The 23904-nt window shown below is 62.8% G+C and carries 15 protein-coding genes, 1 tRNA gene and 1 other RNA gene; 9 read left to right on the forward strand and 8 right to left on the reverse strand.

The window, feature by feature from the left end; translation table 11 throughout:
- Positions 1-10 precede the first annotated feature (10 nt).
- The 3 genes from CE_RS01295 to CE_RS01305 all read right to left on the reverse strand — a co-directional run bounded on the left by CE_RS01295 (position 11) and on the right by CE_RS01305 (position 2044).
- Positions 11-913 carry a GNAT family N-acetyltransferase gene (locus CE_RS01295; RefSeq protein WP_006768484.1) on the reverse strand — a complete coding sequence of 301 codons (903 nt, stop codon included), beginning with the start codon at positions 911-913 and terminating at the stop codon, positions 11-13.
- Between the two features lie 5 nt (positions 914-918).
- Positions 919-1752, reverse strand: coding sequence for an SDR family NAD(P)-dependent oxidoreductase (locus tag CE_RS01300; RefSeq protein ID WP_035109072.1), 834 nt, complete (start codon positions 1750-1752; stop codon positions 919-921).
- Positions 1753-1959: 207 nt separating this feature from the next.
- Positions 1960-2044, reverse strand: a tRNA-Ser gene (locus tag CE_RS01305).
- Positions 2045-2181: 137 nt separating this feature from the next.
- Here CE_RS01305 and ffs point away from each other — a divergent pair.
- From ffs to CE_RS01330, 6 genes are all read left to right on the forward strand, one after another.
- Positions 2182-2278, forward strand: an RNA gene (ffs, locus tag CE_RS14650) — signal recognition particle sRNA small type.
- 122 nt (positions 2279-2400) lie between these two features.
- The gene (locus tag CE_RS01310; RefSeq protein ID WP_006768482.1) at positions 2401-3681 is read left to right on the forward strand and encodes an aspartate transaminase; all 1281 of its coding nucleotides are present in this window, start codon (positions 2401-2403) and stop codon (positions 3679-3681) included.
- Positions 3682-4347 (forward strand): suppressor of fused domain protein, encoded by a 666-nt coding sequence (locus tag CE_RS01315; RefSeq protein ID WP_006768481.1) that lies wholly within the window; start codon positions 3682-3684, stop codon positions 4345-4347.
- A gap of 59 nt (positions 4348-4406) precedes the next feature.
- Positions 4407-6749, forward strand: coding sequence for a DNA polymerase III subunit gamma and tau (locus tag CE_RS01320; protein WP_011074871.1), 2343 nt, complete (start codon positions 4407-4409; stop codon positions 6747-6749).
- A gap of 96 nt (positions 6750-6845) precedes the next feature.
- A complete protein-coding gene (locus CE_RS01325; RefSeq protein WP_006768479.1) occupies positions 6846-7169 on the forward strand; it encodes a YbaB/EbfC family nucleoid-associated protein in 324 nt (107 codons plus the stop codon).
- Between the two features lie 111 nt (positions 7170-7280).
- Entirely contained in the window at positions 7281-7937 is a 657-nt protein-coding gene (locus tag CE_RS01330) for a recombination mediator RecR (RefSeq protein ID WP_006768478.1), read from the forward strand.
- 426 nt (positions 7938-8363) lie between these two features.
- Here CE_RS01330 and CE_RS01335 read toward each other — a convergent pair whose 3' ends face one another.
- The 3 genes from CE_RS01335 to CE_RS01345 form a co-directional block, all read right to left on the reverse strand.
- Positions 8364-9116, reverse strand: a complete 753-nt coding sequence (locus CE_RS01335) for a type 1 glutamine amidotransferase (RefSeq protein ID WP_006768477.1) — start codon at positions 9114-9116, stop codon at positions 8364-8366.
- Positions 9116-10387 (reverse strand): Mur ligase family protein, encoded by a 1272-nt coding sequence (locus tag CE_RS01340; protein ID WP_006768476.1) that lies wholly within the window; start codon positions 10385-10387, stop codon positions 9116-9118. Before CE_RS01340 ends, CE_RS01335 begins: the two co-directional genes overlap by 1 nt.
- Positions 10388-10456: 69 nt before the next feature.
- Entirely contained in the window at positions 10457-11704 is a 1248-nt protein-coding gene (locus CE_RS01345) for an exonuclease domain-containing protein (RefSeq protein ID WP_407921247.1), read from the reverse strand.
- A gap of 379 nt (positions 11705-12083) precedes the next feature.
- Between CE_RS01345 and CE_RS01350 the strand changes: the two genes are divergently transcribed.
- Positions 12084-15617, forward strand: coding sequence for a choice-of-anchor A family protein (locus CE_RS01350; RefSeq protein WP_231295062.1), 3534 nt, complete (start codon positions 12084-12086; stop codon positions 15615-15617).
- Between the two features lie 100 nt (positions 15618-15717).
- On the opposite strand, the gene leuA is transcribed toward CE_RS01350, so the two are convergent.
- The gene (leuA, locus tag CE_RS01355) at positions 15718-17568 is read right to left on the reverse strand and encodes a 2-isopropylmalate synthase (protein WP_006768473.1); all 1851 of its coding nucleotides are present in this window, start codon (positions 17566-17568) and stop codon (positions 15718-15720) included.
- Positions 17569-18369: 801 nt separating this feature from the next.
- On the opposite strand from leuA, the gene CE_RS01360 reads away from it, so the two are divergent.
- Positions 18370-22527 (forward strand): VaFE repeat-containing surface-anchored protein, encoded by a 4158-nt coding sequence (locus CE_RS01360; protein ID WP_143758385.1) that lies wholly within the window; start codon positions 18370-18372, stop codon positions 22525-22527.
- 88 nt (positions 22528-22615) lie between these two features.
- A complete protein-coding gene (locus tag CE_RS15340) occupies positions 22616-22771 on the forward strand; it encodes a hypothetical protein (protein ID WP_006768470.1) in 156 nt (51 codons plus the stop codon).
- Between the two features lie 118 nt (positions 22772-22889).
- Here the strand turns inward: CE_RS15340 and CE_RS01365 are convergent, their stop codons facing one another.
- Positions 22890-23726 carry a DMT family transporter gene (locus CE_RS01365; RefSeq protein WP_173362558.1) on the reverse strand — a complete coding sequence of 279 codons (837 nt, stop codon included), beginning with the start codon at positions 23724-23726 and terminating at the stop codon, positions 22890-22892.
- Positions 23727-23904: the final 178 nt, after the last annotated feature.

A 23904-nucleotide genomic window follows, 5' to 3' on the forward strand; every position in this document is an offset into this window, starting at 1 on the left:
CCTCACTCAGCTATGTCAAGGACATCCCCATGGGGATCAACCCATCGGGGGCATCATTGTTGTAGGGCTCAATGCTCGTGAAGTCGTGCCGGTAACACATGTCACGCACCATTTCCATCTCCGGCATGAGGCTCAAGACAACCTGCCGGTATCCGACTGCCCGGGCGGTGTCCACTGCCTTGTCCACCAACTGCGATGCCAGGCCGTAGCCCCGCGCGTCGGGCTGGACGTACAGTCTCGTGATCTCGGCGGTGGCGGGGGAGTGGGGCTTGAGCGCGAGTAGGGCCACCGGGGCGTCGTCAAGCAGCGTTAACAGCAACCGACCGCCGGGTGGCGCGTAGAGCGCGCCCGGGTCCGCCAGCTCCGCCTCTGTCTGTTCGATGTCCATGAACTTCCGTGTCACGCGGCTATCCCACAGGAGGGAATCGATATGTTCGTGGAGCAACCTGGTCACATCCCGCAGGCGGTCATGCCCGTCCACGATCTGGACATCCCGGGTGGCCCAGTCCTCCTCGAGCCCGAGCCAGCGTTCGAAGAGCGCGAGGCCTTTCCCGCTGGCGAACATCCTCGCCCAGTCATCCCCGCCGAACCGGTCCATGCGGCTGACGTGGATGAGGGTCTTCCGGGTATCCACGATGTTGAGATCCAGCGGCCGGTCCGGGTTGAGGTTCTCGTAGAGGTCACGGTACTCGATGCTGTTGAGGGCATCGTAGATGATCAACCCGTGGTCATACAGCACACGCATGGCATCCATCTGCGCCCGCGTCATCACCACGAAACCGAAAGTGATCGGCCCATTCTCCTCGGCACGGTCACCGCCTTGCCAGTTCACAGCCGGGCGGCCCTCCTCCCGGAGTCGGGAGACCACATCTCGCAGGGCGGTGAGTTTATCCTCGGGTTTGTCTTCCTTCATTGCTCCTACCCTTCAGGCCACTCCACCTCCAGTGACGCAGCCATGTCGTCGAACACCCGGCGTGCCACATCGAGGTCGTGGGCAATAGCGCGCTGACGTCCCGGGCGTCGTTTCTCATCGTAGTAGCGCCCTGATTCCCAATGGATGCCCGGTACACCGGCGATGTGGTACGCCAGGTTCTCGCCACCGAACTCTGGTGTGGAGAAGAATCGGGACACCGGGCTCTGGAACATCCTGCCCAGCAATCCGGCGTCCTCCTGCCCGAAGTTGGAGGAGATGATGCCGGGGTGGAAGGCCACGGCGTTCATCCCGGCAGAATGGTAGCGGCGGTGTAGTTCCTTGGTGAACAGGATATTGCCCAGTTTGGCGTTGCCGTAGGCGCGGTCGGAGGTGAACCCCTTGAAGGTGTTGGGGTCGGATTCGTCGAATTTGGCGAACAGCGCCCCGTTGGAGGAGGTTGCCACCACGGATGCCCTCGATTCGAGCAGGACGGGCATGAGCAGGTTGGTGAGCAGATAGGGGGCGACCACATTGATCTGCCAGGTCAGTTCGAAACCGTCGACGGTTTTCTTCGGGCCTGCGAAGATACCGCCGGCGTTGTTGGCGAGCACGTCGATGCGGTCCAGCGCGGCGAGCTCACCGGCGAGGCGGCGGACCTGGTCGAGGTCGGCGTAGTCGGCCGTGTGCCACTCGGCGTCGAGCTGCTTTGCGACGCCCTCTGTCTTCCCCGGATTTCTCCCCACCAGAACGAGACGATCCTCAGGGCAGGCGGTGCTGATGATGCGGGCGGCAGCCGCACCGATGCCATCGGAGGCACCTGTGATCACGATAGTTTTCATGGGCGCGAGTATAGGGAAAATCCCCCTGGGGCCCTCGTGTTCAACACATCTCGGCGCTACACCCTGCACTGTGTCGAAAAAGTCGAACCCGACAGCCCCGAAAACGTGAAAAATTCGACACAACCCCACCCGCGGACCCGACCGGTGTGGAAATACAAAAGAATCAACCCCCTCGGTGATTATCACCGAGGGGGTTGATCCCTATTGCGGAGGATAGGGGATTTGAACCCCTGAGGGATTGCTCCCAACCCGCGTTCCAGGCGAGCGACATAGGCCGCTAGTCGAATCCTCCAGCAGAACATCACAACACATGGTTGTTTCGTTCTGGGAATAGCGTACACAAAAGCCTTGGTCCATGCCAAATCGCCAGTTCAACCCACATATGGCCCCCTGGTTAGCGTTTTCCGCCCCGAGTCCGCTAATGTTGTGGGCAGGATCCCGTGCGGCGTTTATCTTGTGAACTCCCCCAGGGCAGGAATGCAGCAAGGGTCAGCGAGCTCTGACGGGTGCGCGGGATCCCCTTAAACGTCTAGAGTGGTGGCCCAGAGGCTGCTGCTCTTTTTTTGTGGTCTTTTCCCGCACTCTGCACCCGCGGGACAGCCCTGAAACCGGCTGTTCCCCTGCCACCACTTCCGGAGGTTCACCGTCATGAGTTCCGTCCAGTTGCACGATTTCGATGCCGATCAGCTCGCCGCATTCCGTGAAAAAATCACCGACGAGTTCAATGATCTGAAGGCCAAGAACCTGAAACTGGATCTGACCCGCGGTAAGCCGTCCTCCGAGCAGCTGGATTTCGCCGATGATCTCCTGGCACTGCCGGGCAAGGGGGATTACAAGGCCGCCGATGGCACCGATGTCCGCAACTACGGTGGGCTCACCGGTATCCAGGACATCCGGCAGATCTGGGCTGAGCTCATGGGTGTTCCCGTGGAGCAGGTCCTGGCCGGTGATTCCTCCAGCCTCAACATCATGTTCGATGTGATCAGCTGGTCCTACGCCTTCGGCAACAATGACTCCGAGCGTCCCTGGAAGGACGAGGAGACCGTAAAGTGGATCTGCCCGGTCCCGGGTTATGACCGTCATTTCTCCATCTCGGAGCGTTTCGGCTTTGAGATGATCACCGTGCCGATGAACGAGGACGGCCCCGATGTCGCCGCGGTCGCGGAGCTGGTGAAGGATCCACAGGTCAAGGGCATGTGGGTGGTGCCGACCTTCTCCAACCCGACTGGTTACAGCGTGAGTGAGGGCGTCGCAAAGCAGCTCGCCGAGCTGGAGACCGCGGCGCCGGACTTCCGCATCGTGTGGGACAACGCCTACGCCGTGCACACCCTGACCGAGGAGTTCCCGGAGATCCTCGATATCGTCGGCATCGCCGAGGCGGCCGGTAACCCCAACCGTATCTGGGCGTTCACCTCCACCTCGAAGATCACGCTGGCGGGTTCGGGTGTGTCCTTCTTCATCACCTCCGAGGCCAACCGCAACTGGTACACCGATATCGCCGGCATCCGTGGCATCGGCCCGAACAAGGTCAATCAGCTGGCCCATGCCCGCTACTTCGGGGATGCGGAGGGTGTGCGTGCGGTCATGCGCAAGCACGCGGCATCGCTCGCGCCGAAGTTCGAGACCGTCCTGAACATCCTGGAGACCCGTCTCGGTGAGTACGGCGTGGCCACCTGGACCCACCCCACCGGCGGTTATTTCATCTCCCTCGATGTCGTCGACGGCACCGCCTCACGCGTGGTGGAACTGGCGAAGGAGGCCGGCATCGCCCTGACCGGCGCGGGGTCCTCCTTCCCGCTGCGCCGTGATCCCAACAACCGCAATATCCGTCTCGCGCCGTCCCTGCCTCCCGTGGAGGAGCTGGAGGTTGCGATGGATGGTGTGGCTACCTGTGTTCTGCTCGCCGCGGCGGAGCACTATGCGCGTTAAGTGAATATCCAGGAGACCGCGTACTGGGTGAACAGGCTGTTCCCCGGCGAGGCGGCATTCCACCGCGTGGACGCCTTCACGGTGGCGGTGTTCGACAACATCAACCCGGAATCGCCCGGGGAGGCGGTGGCCTGCACCGTTGACTTCGGTCGGGTCAATACCGGTCTGGTCACTGCAGCGGATGCGGAGAGCGTCGAGGTCCGCAGTGAGCTGTTGTGTCTCGCGCGCGCCGAGGTCAGCGTGCCGGGCCGTGCCGTGGCCGCCGCCGCCACGATGCTTCACGACGCCTCCCTCGCCTACCGCGAGGCCCTCTCCTCGTCCCCTGCCGGGACAACGGATATGGCGCCCATGCATGCCCAGCCCGGGCAGGTGCTGCCCGGCGTGGGCATCCTGGCCAACCTCCCGCAGGAGGGTTACACCGTCAACCACGGCATCCTCGCCGACCCGCGTATCTGGGGTCCGGAGATCCCGTTTGTCCGCGAGGAGGCCGGCGAGGTCCATGTGGAGCCCGGTGATGAGGATTCCGGTCTGGCGCGTCTGACCCTCCCACTTCAGCTGATCCTGCTCACCGATGAGGAATTCGCCGTGGCCGCCCAACACGGTGGCGATGTGTTATTCCAGCAGATGGCGGCCCAGCAGGTGGATCTGCTCGACCTGCGTCGCTGATCCCGACCGGTCCCCACAGGCGGTCTGGTGGGCCCGGTCTGCCCGGGTATGCTCGAAGCGTGGCTCTGTATCGCAAGTATCGACCGGCAAGTTTCGACGAGGTGGTGGGGCAGGAGCATGTGACTGCCCCGCTCTCTGTCGCGTTGGATAGTGGACGCATCAATCACGCCTACCTGTTCTCGGGTCCGCGCGGATGCGGCAAGACGTCGTCGGCACGCATCCTGGCCCGGTCCCTGAACTGTGTGCAGGGGCCGACGTCCACCCCGTGTGGGGTGTGCAACTCCTGTGTGTCTCTGGCACCCGGTGGGCCGGGGAACCTGGATGTCACCGAGCTCGACGCGGCCAGCCACAACGGTGTGGATGATATGCGTGAGCTGCGGGAGAAGGCGCACTACGCCCCGGCGGAGTCCCGATACCGTGTGTTCATCATCGATGAGGCGCATATGATCACCCCGCAGGGTTTCAACGCGATGCTCAAGATCGTGGAGGAACCACCGGAGCATCTCATCTTCATCTTCGCCACCACCGAACCGGACAAGGTCATCGGCACGATCCGGTCGCGCACCCACCACTACCCCTTCCGCCTGCTCACCCCGGGCGCCATGCGCGGGTTGCTGGAACGCACCTGCCGCGCGGAGGGTGTGCACGTCGATGACGCCGTCTACCCGCTGGTTATCCGCGCCGGTGGTGGCAGTCCCCGCGACAGCCTCTCCATCCTGGATCAGCTGCTCGCCGGCGCCGGCCCCGACGGGCTGAGCTATGAGAGCGCCCTGCCATTGCTGGGGGTCACCGACTTCACGCTTATCGACGCCGCCATCACCGCCCTCGCCACCGATGACAAGGCCGGTATGTTCGCCACCATTGACCGCGTCATCGAAGCCGGCCACGACCCCCGCCGCTTCGCCACCGATCTGCTGGACCGCCTGCGTGACCTCATGATCCTCCAGACCGTCCCGGAGGCCTTCGACCTCGGGCTTGTCGACGCCCCCACCGACCGGGCCCAGGTCCTCACCGACCAGGCCGCGATGTTCTCCGGCAATGAACTGGCCACCCTTGCCTCGATGGTCAACACCGGCTTGGCAGACCTGCGCGGTGCGACCTCACCACGCCTGCTCCTGGAGATCCTCTGCGTGCGACTGCTGCTCTCCCGCGGCCAGGTCGCGCAGGTCATCGCACCGGCGGTGGGTGCGACCCAACCTGCCGCTGCGGGGACCGCCCCCACCTTCTCCGGGCCGGGCGGCGCGGCTGCGGCGGCGAGGGCGAAGGCGTTGGCAGCGTCGCAAAGCTATGGTCAACGCCCCGAACCGAAAAAACCGGAGCCGGAGCCGGTCAAGGAACCGGAACCTGCGCCAGCCCCGGAACCAGCTCCGGAACCGGTCAAGGCACCCGAACCTGCGCCTGTACCCGAACCCGCGCCGGAGCCGGAGCCCGCGACACCAGCCGTGCCCACTGCGGATCTGCTGCCGACGATCCGCTCCAAATGGGCGCAGCTGCGCACGCTGGTGGGCAAGGAGAACATCCGCACCGAGATCATGCTCACCGAGGCCAAGGTGCTGGGCATCCGACAGGACACCCTGGTCCTCGGGCACAGCACGGGGGCGTTGGCGAACCGTCTCAACGCACCCGAGCACAATGAGGTGCTCGTGACCGTGCTGGAACGTGAACTGGGCACCCGCCTGGCAGTGGAATGCGTGGTGGGTACCGACCCATCAGCGGTCGGGTTCACCACCACGTCACAGCCTGAACAACCGACCTGGAACCCCACCAGGCCCACCCCGCAGGAGCAGTCGGCCCAGCAGCAGATGCCGAGCCAGCCCCAGGAATCCCGCCAGCACCCCAAGGCCCCCGCGCCCGCTGCGGCCCCCGATGAGCCAGAGGAGCCTGAGAGTCCGGCCCCGCGGAGTGGGGGATGGGGTGAGCCGGTAAAGATCGGCGATGAGCAGCCGGTTGCGCCTCCTGCAGCACCGACACCCGTGACACCGCCGGCACCCACACCCCGACCCCGCCCCGAGGCGGAGTCGAAACTCTCCTGGCGGGAGCGCGCGGAGCAGGCCGCGGCCAACGCCACCGCACACCGTCAGGCACAGCAGGGTACCAGCGCACCCTTCTCCGGTGGGGTGCCTCTGCCACCCGAGCCGGAGGATTACCCCATCCCAGGTGGGGACCCCTATGACTACAGCGCCGATGAGGGGATCCCGCAGCGGGCCCAGCAGGCAACACCGGCCACCCAGGAACCGCAACCCCCGGCTGATGGGGGAGGGGAGAGGAGGTGGGCGTCGCAAAGCGAGGAGGAAGAGATGATGCGCGAGGCCGCCCGCGAACCCGGCGAGATGGACCGGCGTGACGCCAAGACCATCGCCATGGAACTACTCGCCTCCGAACTCGGGGCGAAACCGCTGTAAGCCGAGAGCGAACCGACGGGTTTTTGTGCGCGCCGGGGGCGGGCCGTCGGTAGACTCGTGCGCAAACGGATTCCCCATCTTTCAGGAAGGTCAACAATGACTCAGCCAGACATGTCCCAGATCCTCGCCCAGGCCCAGCAGATGCAGGCACAGCTACAGGCCGCCCAGCAGGAGATCCTGGCATCCTCCGTCGTCGGTGATGCGGCAAACGGCCTGGTCACCGTCACCATGTCCGGCTCCGGTGAGGTCACCGCGGTCAACATCGACCCGAAGGTGGTGGACCCGGAAGATGTCGAGACCCTCCAGGACCTGGTCCAGGGCGCATTCCTCGACGCACACAAGAAGGTCGCCGACCTCGCACAGGAGAAGATGGGCCCGCTGTCCCAGGGCTTCGGCGGCGACATGGGCAGCCTCTTCTAGAACCTCCCCCGGCCGGGCATCGTCGGTGCGTGAACGCACTTCGATGTCCGGTCTTGCCATGTGCGATACTGGGCTGGTTAAGCTCCGTTTAAAGATAGGTGAATCGCAACCGTGTTTGAAGGCCCTCTTCAGGATCTCATCGATGAACTCTCCCGACTCCCCGGTGTCGGCCCGAAGAGTGCCCAGCGCATCGCATTCCACCTGCTCAACGTCGATCCCGACGACATCACCCGCCTCCAGGACGCCCTCGGGGCGGTGCGTGACGGCGTACGTTTCTGCCGTATCTGCTGCAACATCTCCCGCGATGAGGTCTGCCGCATCTGCAACGACTCCGGTCGTGACCGTGGCCTCATCTGCGTCGTCGAGGAACCGAAGGACATCCAGGTCATAGAGCGCACCGGCGAATTCCGTGGCCGCTACCACGTCCTCGGCGGCGCCCTCGACCCCCTGGCCAATGTCGGCCCGCGTGAGCTGACCATCTCCACCCTGCTCCAGCGCATCGGCGGCGTCCTCGACGACCGCGAGCTCGCCGACTCCACCCCCGACACCCCGCTTCTCGACGACAAACCCCAAATCCATGAGGTCATCCTCGCCACCGACCCCAACACTGAGGGCGAGGCGACCGCCTCCTACCTGGCCCGCCTCCTCCAGGACTTCCCCGACCTCGTTGTCTCCCGGCTGGCCTCCGGCATGCCGCTGGGTGGCGACCTCGAATTCGTCGATGAGCTCACCCTGTCCCGCGCTCTGAGCGGCCGCCTGCCTCTCTAGCGGGTGACGCGCTGGGGCGGGTGACGGTGCATAACCGTACCGATTAGGCCGGGAAACGGTCGGTTCAGTGGGGGAGTTGGCATGGTTATGCACGCCGGGACCGGTGGCGGTGCATAACCGTACCGATTAGGCCGGGAAACGGTCGGTTCGACAGGGGAGATGGCACCCTTTTGCACGCCGGGGCCCTCAGGAAGCATAACCGTACCGGTTAGGGCCGGAAACGGTCGGTTCGGTAGGGGAATAGGCATGGTTATGCTCGCCGGCACCCGGAAACGAGCACAACCGAACCAACTAGCTCCGGAAACGATCAGACCGGCAGGGGAGATGGCACCCTTTTGCACGCGAAAGCCTCCCCGCAGCATGAACAACAGAGCCACCAACCGCAATGACACGGTCGGTGGCTCTGTCAGTGGATGCAGCCAGCGCCTAAGCCAGGCGTTCGGCGCGGAGGCGGTCGACAACCTCGATGTGGAGAGGCGCGAGGTCCTTCAGGGACTGACCCATGGCCTTGGCCAGCAGCAGGTCGGCGAGCTGGGGGTTGCGGGCGAGGGCGGGGCCGTGCATGTAGGTGGCGATGACGCTGCCCTGCACGGCGCCCTCGGCGTGCTGTTGGCGTTCGTGGTCCACCACGTCGGAGGCGCCCCAGGTGTCGCAGTTGCCTTCGCCACGGATGACACGGCCGAGGGGTTCGGCGTCGCGGCCCAGCAGGGTGGCTCCCATGTGGTTCTCGAAGCCGGTGAGGGTGTCGGTGAGTTCGGCGGTGACACCGGCGCGGGTGGGGTCGGAGACGACTTCACCGATGGCGCGTTTCTGGAGGGAGACGGTGGTGGCGTCGATAAGCCCGAGACCGTCGACGATGCGGCCGGCGGCCCGGAAGGAGTCGCCGAGGATCTGCATGCCCGCGCACACGGCGAAGATGGGGCGACCGGCGGCGGCCGCGGTGGCCAGGCCGCGGTCCTGCGCGAGGTGTTCCACGGCGAGGATCTGGGCGGTGTCCTCACCGCCGCCCAGGCAGTAGAGGTCGAGACCCGAGGGGACGGCGTCGTCGAGGGTGATGCGCTGGATCTCGGCGTCGATGCCGCGCATGCGGGCACGTTGGCGCAGGACGAGGGCATTGCCGTCATCGCCGTAGGTGCCGAGGACGTCGGGAAGGACCAGGCCGATTGTCAGGGTACTCATCAGTTGTTGATCTCCTTTTCCAGTGCCCTCTTCAGGTCACGGAAGGCGGTGTAGTTGGCCAGTACCTCGACGCGCCCGGGTGGGCAGGCGCGGATGGCGGCGAGGGGGTCGCGGTGCAGGTCGTGGTCGATGTTGGCGTAGGTCAGGCGTACTGCGAGGTCGGTGCCGCGTTCGCCGGAGGCCTTGACGGAGAGTTGCTCGAAGTCCTCGAAACGCACGTCCCACAGCCAGGAGAGGTCCTCGCCGTCGGCGACCTGGCCGTTGACGGCGATGACCAGGCCGTCGGCGGTGCGGTCGACCATGGCCAGGGCTTCCTGCCAACCGGCGGGGTTCTTGGCCAACAGGAGGTGGACCTCGTGGTCACCGTAGGTGATGGTGGAGTAGCGGCCGGCGACATTGTCCACGCTGTTGACCGCATCGACCGCCTCCGCCAGGGGCACGCCGTAGACGGTGGCCGCGCAGATGGCCTGGGCGGCGTTGCCGCGGTTGGCCTGACCGGGCAGGTTGAGGTCGAGGACCACGTCGCCCTCGGGGGTGTGCACGGTGTCGCCGTCGACCGCCCAGGTGGGGGTGGGACGCTCGAAGGTGCGGCCGTCGAGAAGCTCCCTGGTGGCGCGCCAGTGGTTGCCCTCGTAGACGATGCGGCTCTCGGTGCGGGGGCAGGAGACGGCATCGCCCTGCCAGCCGCTGCCGGCGGCGACCCAGATGACGTTGGGTGCGTCGAAGGCGATGGAGGTGACCAGCACGTCGTCGCAGTTGGCCACCACGATCATGTCCGGGTTGGAGCGCACCGCATCGCGCAGGACGCGTTCGATCTTGTTGATCTCCCCGACGCGGTCGAGCTGATCGCGGGAGAGGTTGAGCAGCACCAGGCAGGACGGCTGCAGGTGGGTGATGGCGGCGGGGACGTGGAGTTCATCGACCTCGAGGACCACATGGGAGGCCTCGCGCCCGGCGAGCAGCGCGGAGATGATGCCGGCGTCCATGTTGTCCCCGCCCTCATTGGTGGCGATGGTGAACTGCCTGCGCATCGCTGCGGCCAGCATGCGGGTGGTGGTGGATTTGCCGTTGGTGCCGGTCACCAGCGCGACGGGGCGGTCGGCGGCGAGGGTGGCCATGATCTCCGGGTCGACGGCGTTGGCCACGAGTCCACCGATCATGCCACCGGATCCGCGACCGGTGATCCGTGAGGCGGTTGTGGCGAGATACGCGGCGGTCATGGCCGCGCGGGTCCGCAGACGGCGCAGGGAATCAGGCAGGCGAGGCTTCATGGGTTTAGAGTCTAGTGAATCGCGCCGGTCGGCTGGGTGTGACCTTGCCCAAGCACGCTTGTCGACGCCCTACTCCGCCACCTTTCCGTCCCGCACCCGCTCCACAGCCCGGAGGAATGCCACGTCCGACAACAGGGGGATGTTTTTACGCTGCGCGTGCATGGCCTTGCCGTCGATGTCGCGGGTCTGGTTGCACACCACCACGGAGGTCTGACGGGTGAGCTTCTCCGAGTAGCTCAGGCCCGCATCCACCGCCGCCTGGATGATGATGTCCGGGTCCATCTCGATCTCCGGGGCCACCACCACCTCCATGCCGGCGACCAGCGACGTGCCCGGCTGATAGACACCCGGGTTGATCAGCGTCGGCTTCTCCTCCTGCGCCTGCACCCGGATGTGGGAGCGTTGCAGGCCGAACCTGTCGGCGCGGAGATTGTCCGGGGTCTGGGTGGCCAGCTCACCGCGCTCGCGCAGGGTGAAGTAGAGATCCGCCACCAGCCGGGTGGACTCGCGGCAGAGCTGCTCATGGGGCACCCCGGCACGCTCGGTGGTGGCAACAGCTGGTGGGGTGTCGAGACCGAGGGCGTGGGCGACGCCACGGATGCGGACGTCGTCAAGCACCACCCCCTGCCGGCGTGCAGACGCGAGCGTATCGACGATCAACACCGGCCGCGGGATATGCCCCACGCGCTGGCGACGCCGGCCCCGCCCCCCACGTCGGCTGTTGCGGCTGGTGCTGCGGTTCGCGCGCGCCGCGTCATTCATGGCCCGCTTGGCCTCGGAGACGATGAAACCCCACGTCCGGGGCGCATTGTGGAGGATGAGGGTGCGACCGTCGATCAACCTGTCCACCGCCTTGAGGATCTGCGAGAAGCGCCGCGCCGAACGGAACTCCTCATCCGTGACGCCGTGCAGGTGGAAGGGCCCCGGGTCGGAACCCGGGTTGAGCACGGCATGGAAGGTCTCCACCGGTTCATTGTCCGCGGTGAGGGTGATGGCGGTGAAGGTGATCATCCGGGAGGTGGATGGATGGATGCCACTGCTCTGTATGGTCACTGCTACATAAGGAGCATCCGTGATCGCCTGCTGACGGGCGCGTTCCTGGGCCTGTCGCTCCTGTTCTCTCCTTCCCCGATCTTCTCCGGGGAGGGTCTGAGGCTGGGTGTCAGAGTTGGTGGGGGAAACCCCGCCGGTGTTTTTATCATCGGCCCCAAATGAATTCATTCCCATGAGTCTAGTGGGTGGATGAGTTGATGTGGCCATCTGTGAGCGTCGGTGGGGTGGCTTATCCGGGACGTGCGAGTGGAATCCGTGGAGGATTGCGGAAAAATTCACTTAGATAAAAGCAAAACGTTGTAAACCTGTAATAAAAAGCCCTATATGGGGGTGTTTTTGCGTGGTTTTGCATGAAGTCGGGGAAATGTTTCGCCTTTGACGAAGCTGAATGGATGCTTAGATTATTTCACCTCGGGGTGCAGGGGAGATTACCGGGCTGCGCTTTTCTTTTTATTGTTTTACATTCAAAAGGATTTATCTGAGAAATCGTTATGAAATACTTATCAAAGCTCCCATGAAATTTACATAAGTGCACATCAAGGCCTAGTCAGGCATGGTGAAAAGGTGTAATTTAACCCATCATGTCTGCGTATCTAGCAGTGGACAGATCGCATTTATGTACTTTTCGGAGGTGGACGGCATGATGGGTAGTGCTTTTGACAGATTCAGTGGGTCGAAGGGGGTGAAGCGGACTTTCGCTACGCTAGTGGCGGCAGCCCTGGCCGTGGGTGGCCTGTCGACCACCACCGCTGGTAGCCAAGAACTTGACTTTCAGCCCTCGCTGCAGACGGAATCCTATAACCCCTTGGCCCCTTATACGGATTTCAATGTCGTCGCTTTCGGAGATCTTCATAAAGTCGCAGAATCGGAGGGGCCCGTTGCCGTGGGAGGCAAACTCAGTTGGGCTCAAACGCAGATTATCGCCAAGAGATCGGCACTTCCCGTCGCCCTGGTGGTTCAAGGTGGCCTGGATTGGGCCAACTCCGCCGGTGATCTTCAGATCAACCCCGGACACCGGGTGACCGGCCACCCCTTGAGCATCAACCTGGAGGGCAGCACCGCCCTTGACCGTGACAATAACAACGCCGCAGTACAGATCAATGTGGTGAAGGACGGTCAACCCTACGGCTCCACGCCGAAAATCCAGGTCAATGAAAACGGTCACCGGGCGAACCAGTCCGGTTATGACGCCGACCGGTGGGATACCCTGCTCCGCGCCGATGCCGCAGAGGATATCTCGGACCGCCTGGCAGCAGCCTCCCGTGCTGAATGTCAGGCCCCCCATGTGCTCAAGCAGGTGGAGAATGAACAGGCCGCAGCAGGTCAGGAACCCGCCTACTGGATGGAAGGGGGACGATTCTATGTGAAGCTCAAGGAAGGCGTGCAGAATATCTGGAATCTCGATGGTGAAACCTTCAGCAACACCACCGAGATCACCTTCAGAAGCCCTGCCCCCACCGCAGCCACCCCATTGTTCACCAATATCTCCGGAACCGATGTCACCTTCAGAAGTAATCTTGCGGGTGTCAGCCCAGATGCCAATGCGCCCGGCATGCTGTGGAACTTCCCCGAGGCGGAGGATCTCACACTGAGCGGCGATTCCATCATCGGCTCGGTGCTGGCGCCCAGGGCTCATTTTGATAAGCAGCAGGCAAATGTGGATGGCAATATCATCATCCGCTCCGGTGAGCTGAGGGGATCAGAGCAACATCATTTCCCCTTCGCCGGAAAATTCACCCCATGCGGTTCCACACCGGAGATCGGTACCACGGTGAAGGTGAAGGATTCCGATACCAAGGTGCTACCCCTCAGCGGAGGAATCCTGGTGGACACCGTTTCCTACACGGGTCTCACTCCCGGGGTCAGATATAACCTCGAGGGTGAGCTGCGCACCGTCCCCGCAGGTGAAGCCACAGGTATCACCGCTACCCATGAGTTCACACCGGATGCTGCCAATGGGACCACCGAGGTGACATTTGAGATCAGCGGTGATCAGATCAGCCGGTATGCCGGTCAGAAGCTGGTGGTGTTTGAATACCTCAATCGAGGTGGCACCAGGGTGGCGCAACACACCGACCCACGGGATGAGGCACAGACTTTCACCGTGGAACAGAAAACCGAACCGAAAACCGGTCAGTTCACACTGAAGAAGAAGCTCGACGGTATCGACGCGGATGCCTTCCCGGTGGATACATCCTTCCTGGTCAATGCCACCTGGGACAGTGAAGAAGGCGAGGAGGTCACCCGCGCGGTGGAGCTTTCTCCGGACGGAACCCCCGTTACCGTTGACAACATTCCGGTGGGTACAACGGTCACTTTCTCCGAGCCCGCGCCACTGACCGCAACTGGATATCACTTCGACCGGGTTGAGTTCGATCCCGCCTCCCTGACGATCGAAGAGGGCGGCAATGGCGAGGTTACCGCCACCAACTTCTATTCGGTGATCCCCGACCCCGAACCGGGCTGGGGCAAGATCACGGTGTCCAAGGAGCTGGCCGGAACCGGCGTTGAGCTTGTCGACGGTGAGGAATTCACCTTCACCCTCCGTTGCGCGCCTACCGATGGCACCATCTTGCCTGTCGAGGAAACCTTCACCCTGCTGGCTGGTAAATCCAGGAGCTTTGACATCCCCGAAGGCATGACCTGTGTCATCGCTGAAGAAACCCCCGCTGCAGTCGATGGGGTGACCTATGACGGGGTGGACTACATCGTGGACGACCAGCCCAGCATTCTCAACCCTGAGATCGAGACCAGTGCTGACCAGCATGTCAGCGTGAAGGCTACCAACACCTATACCAGGGTCGAGGTCCCCGCGATGGGGCACTTCCAGGTGAGGAAGTTGGTAGAGGGGGTGCAGGATCAGGAGCTGCTCGAGGAGCTCAGCTTCGAGGTGGAGGCCACCTGGGATGGTGGCTCTGAGACGCTGACTCTGCCCGCCACCGGTGACTTCGTTCGTTCCACAACAGAATTGCCGGCGGGCACCGTGGTGAGTTTCACCGAGTCCCCTGAGGAGGTCGTGATTCCGGGTCATACCTTTGTCTCGGTTGATATCGCCCCGCGGTCGGTGACGGTGAACGAGGATGATCCCGTCCGGGTAACCGTGACCAACACCTACACTGAGAATGCGGTACCCGCGATCAGCACCACCGCCGAGGTGACGGGTTCACCCGCTAAGGTGTTGCCGGTAACCGGTGGTGAGGTGGTGGATACCGTGTCCTATACGGGTCTGCGTCCGAACACCGAGTATGTACTGACCGGTGAACTGGTCCATGTCACCTCTGATGGTGTGGTCACCCCGACCGGTGTGTCCGCCCAGGCGACATTCACCACCGGTAATGCTGGGGAGGGTGCCACCGAGGTCTCCGGTGAGGCAACCGTCGTCTTTGATATTGACGGCGTTACCGCTGCGCAGTATGCCGGGGAGAAGCTGGTTGTCTTCGAGAAGTTGTTCCTGGGTGACGTTGAGATCGCCGTCCATGAAGATCCTGAGGATGAGGCACAATCCTTCACGGTGGAGCCCTCCGGGGATGTGGTTATCACCAAAACCGTCACCGGGAGCAACGCCGATCAGATCAATGCTGATGAACAGGCCCGTTTCCAGATCGTGGCATCCTGGTCTGATGACATGGGCGTGGAGCATCGCACCACGGTTGATGTGGTGCCTGGTGAGCCGGTGACCCTCTCCGGGCTCCCCCTCAACACCGAGATCACCCTCAGCGAGGAGGGCGCCTACACCAGCGTCCCCGACGTCAGGTGGGCGGATATCATCTGGTCGGGTGAGGGGGTGGTCGATGGAACCGGTGACTCCCGCGAGGCAACGGTGACCCTGACCGATCCCGGTATCCCGCTGCAGATCGTCCTTGACAACAGGGCCTCAGTCACGGGCCTGATCATCATCCCCATCCCACTTCCGCTGGTCCCCGGTGGAGGATCCTCGGTTCCTCCACCCGTGGGGGAGCCGGATATCCCAGCTGAGCTGACCCCGGTGGCAGCCCCACTCACACCCACAGAGCCAGGTGAAACCACTCCGGGCGCTACGCGACCGACGGGGGAGACCCCCGTGAAGGGAGCTCTGGCGCACACCGGCGCCGATATCCTGTGGATCGCCGGAGGTGCTGCGGTGCTGCTGCTGGCAGGAGCATGGTTGACCATCCGTGGTCGTCGAAATAAGCGCTGACCACGCTGAATGAACAAGCCGACGCGAGCTCAAGCTCGCGTCGGCTTTCAGTTGTCAGCTCCCTGGGGAGCCAGGGGGTGCGTCGATAGGCACCTGGTTGTTAGACGCCGCCGTTCTGCAGCTGCTGGTGCTTGAAGTCCAGTGCACGGTTGACCGCGGAGGTGACCGCCTTCAGGGAGGCGTAGGTGATGGAGCCGGCGATCCCGACACCCCACACCATGCGCCCATTGACCTCGGCCAGGACATAGGCTGCGGCCTCTGCATCGTCACCGGAGGTGCGGGCGTGCTGGCTGTACTCCTGGATCTCCACATCGATATTGAGGGATTCCAGGGCGTTGGCGTAGGCCGCCAGCGGGCCGTTACCACGGCCGGAGACGGTCTGATTCTCACCATCGACCACCAGCTCCGCGGTGATGGTGGCATCATCATTTTCGGTCTGGGCATTCTCCACGCGCAGGGCGATCTGCTCAACCGGGGCGGAACGGTCCAGGTACTCGGTGGCGAAGATATCCCACATCTCCTTGGAGTTGACCTCACCGCCCTCGGCGTCGGTGACGTTCTGGACCACGGCGGAGAACTCCACCTGCATGGACCGTGGCATCTTCAAACCGTGATCGGTCTTCATGATGTAGGCGACGCCGCCCTTGCCGGACTGGGAGTTCACACGGATGACAGCCTCGTAGTCGCGGCCGACATCCTTCGGGTCGATGGGCAGGTAGGGAACCTCCCACTCGGTGCTGCGCAGCTCCTCCCACGCAACCTCGGTGGAGGAGGCACCCGGCTTGACCTTGGCGGCCAGGGCATCCAGACCCTTGTTGATGGCGTCCTGGTGGGAACCGGAGAACGCGGTGAAGACCAGGTCACCGCCGTAGGGGTGGCGTTCGGGCACACGCAGCTGGTTGCAGTACTCGACGGTGCGACGGATGTGCTTGATGTCGGAGAAGTCCAGCTGTGGGTCCACACCCTGCGTCAGCATGTTCAGTGCCAGGGTGACCAGGCAGACATTGCCGGTGCGCTCACCGTTACCGAACAGGCATCCCTCGATGCGGTCAGCGCCGGCCATGTAACCCAGCTCCGCTGCTGCGACACCGGTGCCGCGGTCATTGTGGGGGTGCAGGGACAGGATGATGGAATCACGACGGTTGAGGTTGCGGTGCATCCACTCGATGGAATCCGCGTAGACGTTCGGGGTGATCATCTCGACGGTGGCCGGCAGGTTGATGATGATCGGGTTCTCCGGGGTGGGGTCCATGACCTCCACGACGGCATCCACAACCTCCTTGGCGTACTCCACCTCGGTGCCGGTGTAGGACTCCGGGGAGTACTCCCAGCGCCAGTTGGTGTCCGGGTAGTCCTGCGCGATGGTCTTGATCAGCTCAGCGGCATCGGTGGCCAGGGTCTTGACCTGATCCTTGTTCATGCGGAACACCACATCGCGCTGCAGGATGGAGGTGGAGTTGTAGAAGTGGACGATGACGTTCTTCGCACCTTCGCATGCCTCGAAGGTACGACGGATCAGGTGCTCACGGGCCTGGACCAGGACCTGGATGGTGACATCATCCGGGATCATGTTCTTCTCGATGATCTCCCGGACGAAATCGAAATCAGTCTGCGATGCGGAGGGGAAACCGACCTCGATCTCCTTGAAGCCCATCTTCACCAGCAGTTCGAACATGCGGCGCTTGCGCTCCGGGGACATCGGATCAATCAGTGCCTGGTTGCCATCGCGCAGGTCAACGGCACACCACTGTGGTGCCTGGGTGATCTTCTTGTCCGGCCAGGTGCGGTCCGGCAGGGTGATGTCCTCCACCTCAACCTCGAAGGGGAGGTAGCGCTTCACGGGCATGGAGGAATTGCGCTGCTTATTCCAGGCGGGCTGGTTGGGCTGGCGATCACCGTCTGGGGTGTGGATCTCGGATGGTGCGGAAATGAAGGCGTCATTCGGGGACATGATGGGTGCTCATCTTTCGTGGAGTGTGCGCTTGTTTTCTGGAATCAAACTCTAGCGCTGTTGCGGGTTCACGACCGGCAACACAAACTCCGCGACGGGGTGCCGGTCGCTTATGACCTCTGGGACCCGCCGCGGCGAAGAAGAAGAGCGCTTCGCTCATGTGATGAGAACATGTCATGGAGTATAACCGAAATCTCGCCGGGGGATGGCAAATGGGAGATTTTCGTAGGGTCCCGCACGGGTGCGGCGCATTCCGGTGGTCACCGAGTGGGGCGCAACATGTCGGGGGATGTTTCATGCCATAAGGCTGGAACAAACCTGCAAGAAGGATTGTGGAGAACTGCCTGAAAGCTCTCCTTTTCCGCAGGCGACCCCGTGTGGGGGTGAAGGTAGCTCAGCTGATTCTCAGTTTCCATACATTAGCGCGCAATTATGCAGTAAAGGTTTTGTGATCAAACTTACAGGTAAAGGGCAGGAAAGGTAGATCGCCCGCGGCGGTATCCAGTATGTGTTTTTACTTAGTTTACTAAGTAAAAATTTATCAACTTTTATCCGTTGAGCTGGGATTTTACCCCTGTTAGTCTGGCGCGAGGAGCGGGAACTGGCGCAACTGCTGGTCGGTCTGCTCGCTGTGAAATACCTTGAAACATTGATCCGCCCGCAAGGTGGGAACATGTCCTTGAAAGGGGAATCATGAATAAATATCTATCCACACGTGGATTCGGGAAGGGGGTGTCCCCCTGGATCTCCATGACGGTCCTTCTCGCCGTCCTGGCTCTCATCTTTACTGTTCTGCCATCGATGACGACCGCACGAGCTGATGAGACTGACGCAGATAACCTCACTATCAGCGAGATTGCTGACAATCTGGAGATATCCACCGACCCGATCCTGATCGAGGAAGCCGAAGCACCTGCCACCTCCGGCGACGAGGGTGGAACCGGCGATGCAGACCCCGGCCTGGAGGACACCGTCTCCACCCTTGATGATGCGCTGGGCATGCTTGCAGAGACCAACAGCATCATCAGGCCGATGGCCATCTATGACCTGGTCTCGAACCTTCAGTTCCGGGTTGACGGCGGAGTTGTCGGAGATCCGATCTACGTTGGTGACAACGTTGAATTCCGTGGCACCTGGGATGCATCCCGCGCTGGTGTTCCCCTTGTCAACGGTGATCAGTTCATCATCGACTTCGAGGGCTCTGCAGCTGCCGTGTCCCAGGTCATTGATCTGAATGAAACCCGTGGAGGCGCGACATGGAGGTGGGGCCAGTGCGTTCCCTCCCCCGACCTGACCTCCTACACCTGCACCATTGACAACATTCCGGCCGGTGCCATCACCGGTGGCGGAGACTTCTTCGGTTCAGCACGTGTTATTGCTGAAAACTCCAACTTCGGTTTCCAGGGTCGCGCTCTCGATATTGATCTGGCCAAGCGCGGAACCCTGCTCACTGCTACCGGCCAGGGTGAAGCGCCGGGCACTGCTGTCAATTACGCGGTCAATATCAGTTCTGATAACTGGGCCCTCGTCGACACTGATGTCGTCCTGGTTGACACCTTCGATTCCCAGCTGACCCTGTGTACAGACCCCAATCTGCAGTTCCTGCACCCATTCAACCCAACTCCGACTCTGCTTGATCCCGTCGTTGTTGGCAATCAGGTGACCTTCACCATTGAACGTCCGGCGAATGGGTTTGGTTCGGATGATCCCTCCTCGGACATGCTCCTCAGCTACCGTCTGTGCACCGCTTCCGGTGGTCTCGATCCGGTCGGAACCGAGTACAACAATACGATCACCAGTGGTGGCGCTACGGCCACCAGCAATGTGCGTCAGTGGCTGGACAGCGGTGGATCCGCATACGGTGTCAACCGTGGTTCCTTCGCTCTGACCAAGGATGTCACCGGTACACCACCAGCTGGTTTCGACCCGCTGCAGGCTGAGTTCACCGTCCTGGTGGAGGAGTACGTCCCCGGTGGATACGAGGCAGACCCTGATAACCCCGAGGGCACCTACACAGTGACCGTCAGTGGCGATGGCACCCCGGTCACCGGTCTGTCCATCCGTCCCGACGGTTGGACCATCCGACTCAGTGAGGTCACCCCACCCGCAGTTCCAGGCCACACCTGGGACACCCCGGTATTCTCCGGTGCCGGTGTCACCACCGGTACCTTCGCTGACGGACGTCCCTTCGCACTGATCCAGACCACCCAGAATGGCAATGTTGAGGTTGCACTGAACAACTTCATCGCCCCGGATGTTCCGGAGATCGGCACCACCGCCCAGGTTCAGGGTTCCTCCACCAACATCCTGTCGCTCAACGGTGGCACGGTTGTGGATACCGTCCGTTATGAGAACCTGAAGCCCAACACCGACTACACCCTCGATGGTGAGATCGTTGCGGTTGCTGCAGACGGTACCGTGACCGCAACCGGTATCACGGCCTCCGGTGCCTTCACCACCCCGGATGCACCGGCTGGTCAGCTCACCGTTTCCGGCACCACCGAGGTCACCTTCACCATCACCGCGGCACAGGCCGCGGCATGGGCGAACCAGACACTCGTGGTCTACGAAACCCTCTTCGAGGTCGGCGTGGACGCACCGGTTGCGGAGCACCGCAACCCCAATGATGCCAACCAGACCTTCTGGGTGGATGAGCCAACCCCGGAGATCGGAACTCTCGCGCAGGTCTCCGGCCCCAACGTGAAGCTCCTGCCGCTGACCGGTGGAGAGGTCGTTGATACCGTCAGCTACTCCTTCCTGGCCCCGGAGACCGAGTACCGCCTCGCGGGTGAGCTCATGCACGTTGATGGTGCCACTGTCACCGGCACGGGCATCACCGCCGAAGGTATCTTCACCACCCCGGCTGCCCCGGCTGGACAGCTCTATGTCTCCGGCACCACCGAGGTGACCTTCACCATCAACGCGGCGCAGGCTGCGCAGTACGGTGGTCAGAACCTGGTGGTCTTCGAGGAGCTGTACCTGGTTGCCACCGGCGAACTGATCGCCGATCACAAGGACGAAACTGATGCGGACCAGACCTTCCGCGTGGAGCAGCCTGGTGTCGATATCGGAACCTCTGCTGCCACCAACGGTCCCACCACCAAGCTGCTGCCACTGACCGGTGGCGAGGTCGTGGACACCGTGTCCTACACCAACCTGGACCCTGAGACCGAGTACCGCCTCGAGGGTGAGCTCATGCACGTCGACGGTACTACCGTCACCGGCACGGGCATCACCGCTGAAGCTACCTTCACCACCCCGGTAGCACCGGCAGGAGAGTTCTACGTCTCCGGCACCACCCTGGTCGTCTTCACCATCACCGCCGATGAGGCCGCGCAGTACGGTGGCCAGGACCTGGTGGTCTTCGAGGATCTGTACCTGGTTGCCACCGGCGAACTGGTTGCTGAGCACACGAACCCGAATGATCAGCTGCAGACCTTCACCATTGAGCGTCCGGAGATCAACATCGGCACCCTGGCCCAGGTTCAGGACGGCGGTGACCCCAAGCTGCTGCCGAACACCGGTGGCGAGGTCGTGGACACCGTGTCCTACACCAACCTGGACCCTGAGACCGAGTACCGCCTCGAGGGTGAGCTCATGCACGTCGACGGTACTACCGTCACCGGCACGGGCATCACCGCCGAAGGTATCTTCACCACCCCGGCTGCACAGCCAGGTGAGTTCTACGTCTCCGGCACCACCGAGGTGACCTTCACCATCACTGGTGATCAGGCCTACGAGTACGGTGGTCAGAACCTGGTCGTCTTCGAGGAGCTGTACCTGGTTGCCACCGGCGAACTGATCGCCGAGCACAAGGACGAAAACGACGAGGACCAGACCTTCCGGGTCGAGGACCGCACCCCTGAGATCGGCACCCGTGCCGATGTCACCGGCACTACCACCAAGGTGCTCCCCATCACCGGCGGCCAGGTCGTGGACACCGTGTCCTACACCGACCTGTTCCCCGAGACCGAGTACCGCCTCGAAGGTGAGCTCATGCACGTCGACGGCGCTACCGTGACCCCGACGGGCATCACCGCTGAAGCTACCTTCACCACCCCGGCAGCACCGGCAGGAGAGCGCTATGTCTCCGGTACCGCCCAGGTGACCTTCACCATCACCGCGGCCCAGGCTGTTGAGTACGCCGGCGAGAAGCTGGTGGTCTTCGAGGAACTCTTCGATGCCACCACCGGTCAGCCGGTTGCTGAGCACAAGGAGCCGGAAGACGAGGATCAGTCCTTCGACATCGAGCCTGGTGGCGAGATCATCGTCGACAAGACGGTGACCGGACCGAAGGGCGATGAGGTTGAAAACGATGACGAAGCTGTCTTCCAGATCCGCGCCAACTGGCTGGATCTGCAGGGCAATGAGCAGTCCCGCACCTTCAACGTCGTTCCCGGCGAGCCGGTTAACCTGGTTGGTCTGCCTCTGAACACGGAGATCACCCTGACCGAGGTCGGCGCGAACACCAGCGTCGGCAACGTCAAGTGGGGCGATATCGTCTGGTCCGGCGAGGGCGTTGTCGATGAGCCTGGCGCTTCCCCGTCCGGTGTCATCACCATCACCGATCCGGACGCTCCCATCCAGGTCGGACTGGAGAACAAGACCGGTTCCAGCGCGCTGATCATCATCCCGATCCCGCTCCCGCTGGTTCCGATCGGTGGCGGATCCTCCGTCCCACCGGCACCGATTGCACCGACGCCGACCACTCCGGCAGAGGCCGCACCGCTTGTTCCGGAGGTCTCCCCGAAGGACGGCATCCAGCCTCCTTCACCAAAGGATGGCATCCAGCCGCAGCGGGGCGCAGCCCCGATGGCTCAGCAGGGTGCTGCTCCGCAGGCACAGCGTAGTGGACTTGCCTCCACCGGCGCTGATGTCATCTGGCTCGCAGGTGGCGGAATCATGATTCTGCTGCTGGGTACGTGGCTCGTCCTCCGCGGACGTCGCAACGAATCCTAAACCACAGGGCCTGACAGGTGGAGGTCAGCTTCCGGGCTGGCCTCCACCTTGTCCCCTCCATTGACAACACACTCTAGGGAGCCCCACCATGATGATTATTCCTATCCCGATCGTGATCGATGATCTCGGTTATGTCGGATCATCCGTCTTTGATTTTCTGATCGACCTGTCCGTGAGTCTCTACGACATCATCAACGGCGCGGGAAGCTCCGGTTTCCTGTCCTCCGTGCCTGCCAGCAGCTAATACAGCTGGTAGCCCGACAACCGGGGGAGTTTGAACAACCCGGATAGTACGTGTGGCCCGTTTCCCCTGAAGGCAGGGGGAGCGGGCCACAGTCATTTCCACGGTGAGGGGCAGGAGCCTACAGACTCTTTCTGGATAACACGACGGTGGATAAGACCATCACCGCGAGTGCCGCGCCCATTCCGATCCACTCCCAGTCAACCGCCTGGAACCGCTCCAGCAACACCGCATAACCCAGGGTGAAGGCCACGATGGGTTCGCCGATCTTCATTGCCGGCAGGGAGGTGCGCAGGGCGCCGGCATTGAACGCATTCTGCTGAACCCAGGTGCCCACGGTGGCGGCGAGGATGAGGGCATAGAGCTCCCACGCGGTGAACAGACCGGAGAAACCCCCCAAGTTGAAGTTGTCGGCCACGGCCTTGGACAACACCGACACGTAGCCGAAGATGGCACCGGTGACCAGGCCCTGGAGCAGTGCCCTGCGACGCTTGTCGGATCGCGCACCGAGCTGGTAGATCCCGCTGAGCACTACCATGCCGATCAGCAGGGCGGGGATCCACCGCTGGATGGGGGGCTGATCCTCACCACCGATGGGGCGTCCCAGCACCAGGACCACCACCACCGCGGCGGTGAGCAGGGTGGACCACATGATCTCAGCCCAGGACATGCGTCGTTTGCTGTAGGCGGCCGACAGCGGGAGGGTGAACATCAGCGACATCACCAGAAACGGCTGGACCAGCAGGAGGGGGCCGAAGGACAGGGCGACCACCTGCAGGCCGTAGGCGATGATGGCGGTGGACATGCCCGCCCACCACATCGGTTTCTGGATGGCGGTGAGCATGGGGGAGCTGCCCGCCGGCGCGCTGACAGCGATACCGTGCCGGACCACGGTTCCCCACGCGATGGTGAGGGCTGATGCCAATGCGAACAGCACGGCCAACAGATCGCTTTGCACCCGATCAACGTTAGTGGATGCAGCAGGGGCGCGGGCAAGTGGGACGCCCGGGAGGAGGTCCGGCAGGGTGGGGCGGTGGGCGTCGATAAGCAAGCCGGTAAGCAAAAGGAATACCAGGAGGGACCAAAAGTTTCCCTCGTATGTGTATCGCGGACCTGGAAAGGTAGAGTGATAAGGC

The sequence above is a fragment of the Corynebacterium efficiens YS-314 genome, from assembly GCF_000011305.1.
Classification (GTDB): Bacteria; Actinomycetota; Actinomycetes; order Mycobacteriales; family Mycobacteriaceae; genus Corynebacterium; species Corynebacterium efficiens.

Bases quoted from the DNA above. Each gene is read 5' to 3' on its own strand.
- CE_RS01295 (WP_006768484.1), bottom strand. From the start codon at position 913: ATGAAGGAAGACAAACCCGAGGATAAACTCACCGCCCTGCGAGATGTG.
- CE_RS01300 (WP_035109072.1), bottom strand. From the start codon at position 1,752: ATGAAAACTATCGTGATCACAGGTGCCTCCGATGGCATCGGTGCGGCT.
- CE_RS01310 (WP_006768482.1), top strand. From the start codon at position 2,401: ATGAGTTCCGTCCAGTTGCACGATTTCGATGCCGATCAGCTCGCCGCA.
- CE_RS01325 (WP_006768479.1), top strand. From the start codon at position 6,846: ATGACTCAGCCAGACATGTCCCAGATCCTCGCCCAGGCCCAGCAGATG.
- CE_RS01335 (WP_006768477.1), bottom strand. From the start codon at position 9,116: ATGAGTACCCTGACAATCGGCCTGGTCCTTCCCGACGTCCTCGGCACC.
- CE_RS01340 (WP_006768476.1), bottom strand. From the start codon at position 10,387: ATGAAGCCTCGCCTGCCTGATTCCCTGCGCCGTCTGCGGACCCGCGCG.
- CE_RS01350 (WP_231295062.1), top strand. From the start codon at position 12,084: ATGGGTAGTGCTTTTGACAGATTCAGTGGGTCGAAGGGGGTGAAGCGG.
- leuA (WP_006768473.1), bottom strand. From the start codon at position 17,568: ATGTCCCCGAATGACGCCTTCATTTCCGCACCATCCGAGATCCACACC.
- CE_RS01360 (WP_143758385.1), top strand. From the start codon at position 18,370: ATGACGACCGCACGAGCTGATGAGACTGACGCAGATAACCTCACTATC.
- CE_RS15340 (WP_006768470.1), top strand. From the start codon at position 22,616: ATGATGATTATTCCTATCCCGATCGTGATCGATGATCTCGGTTATGTC.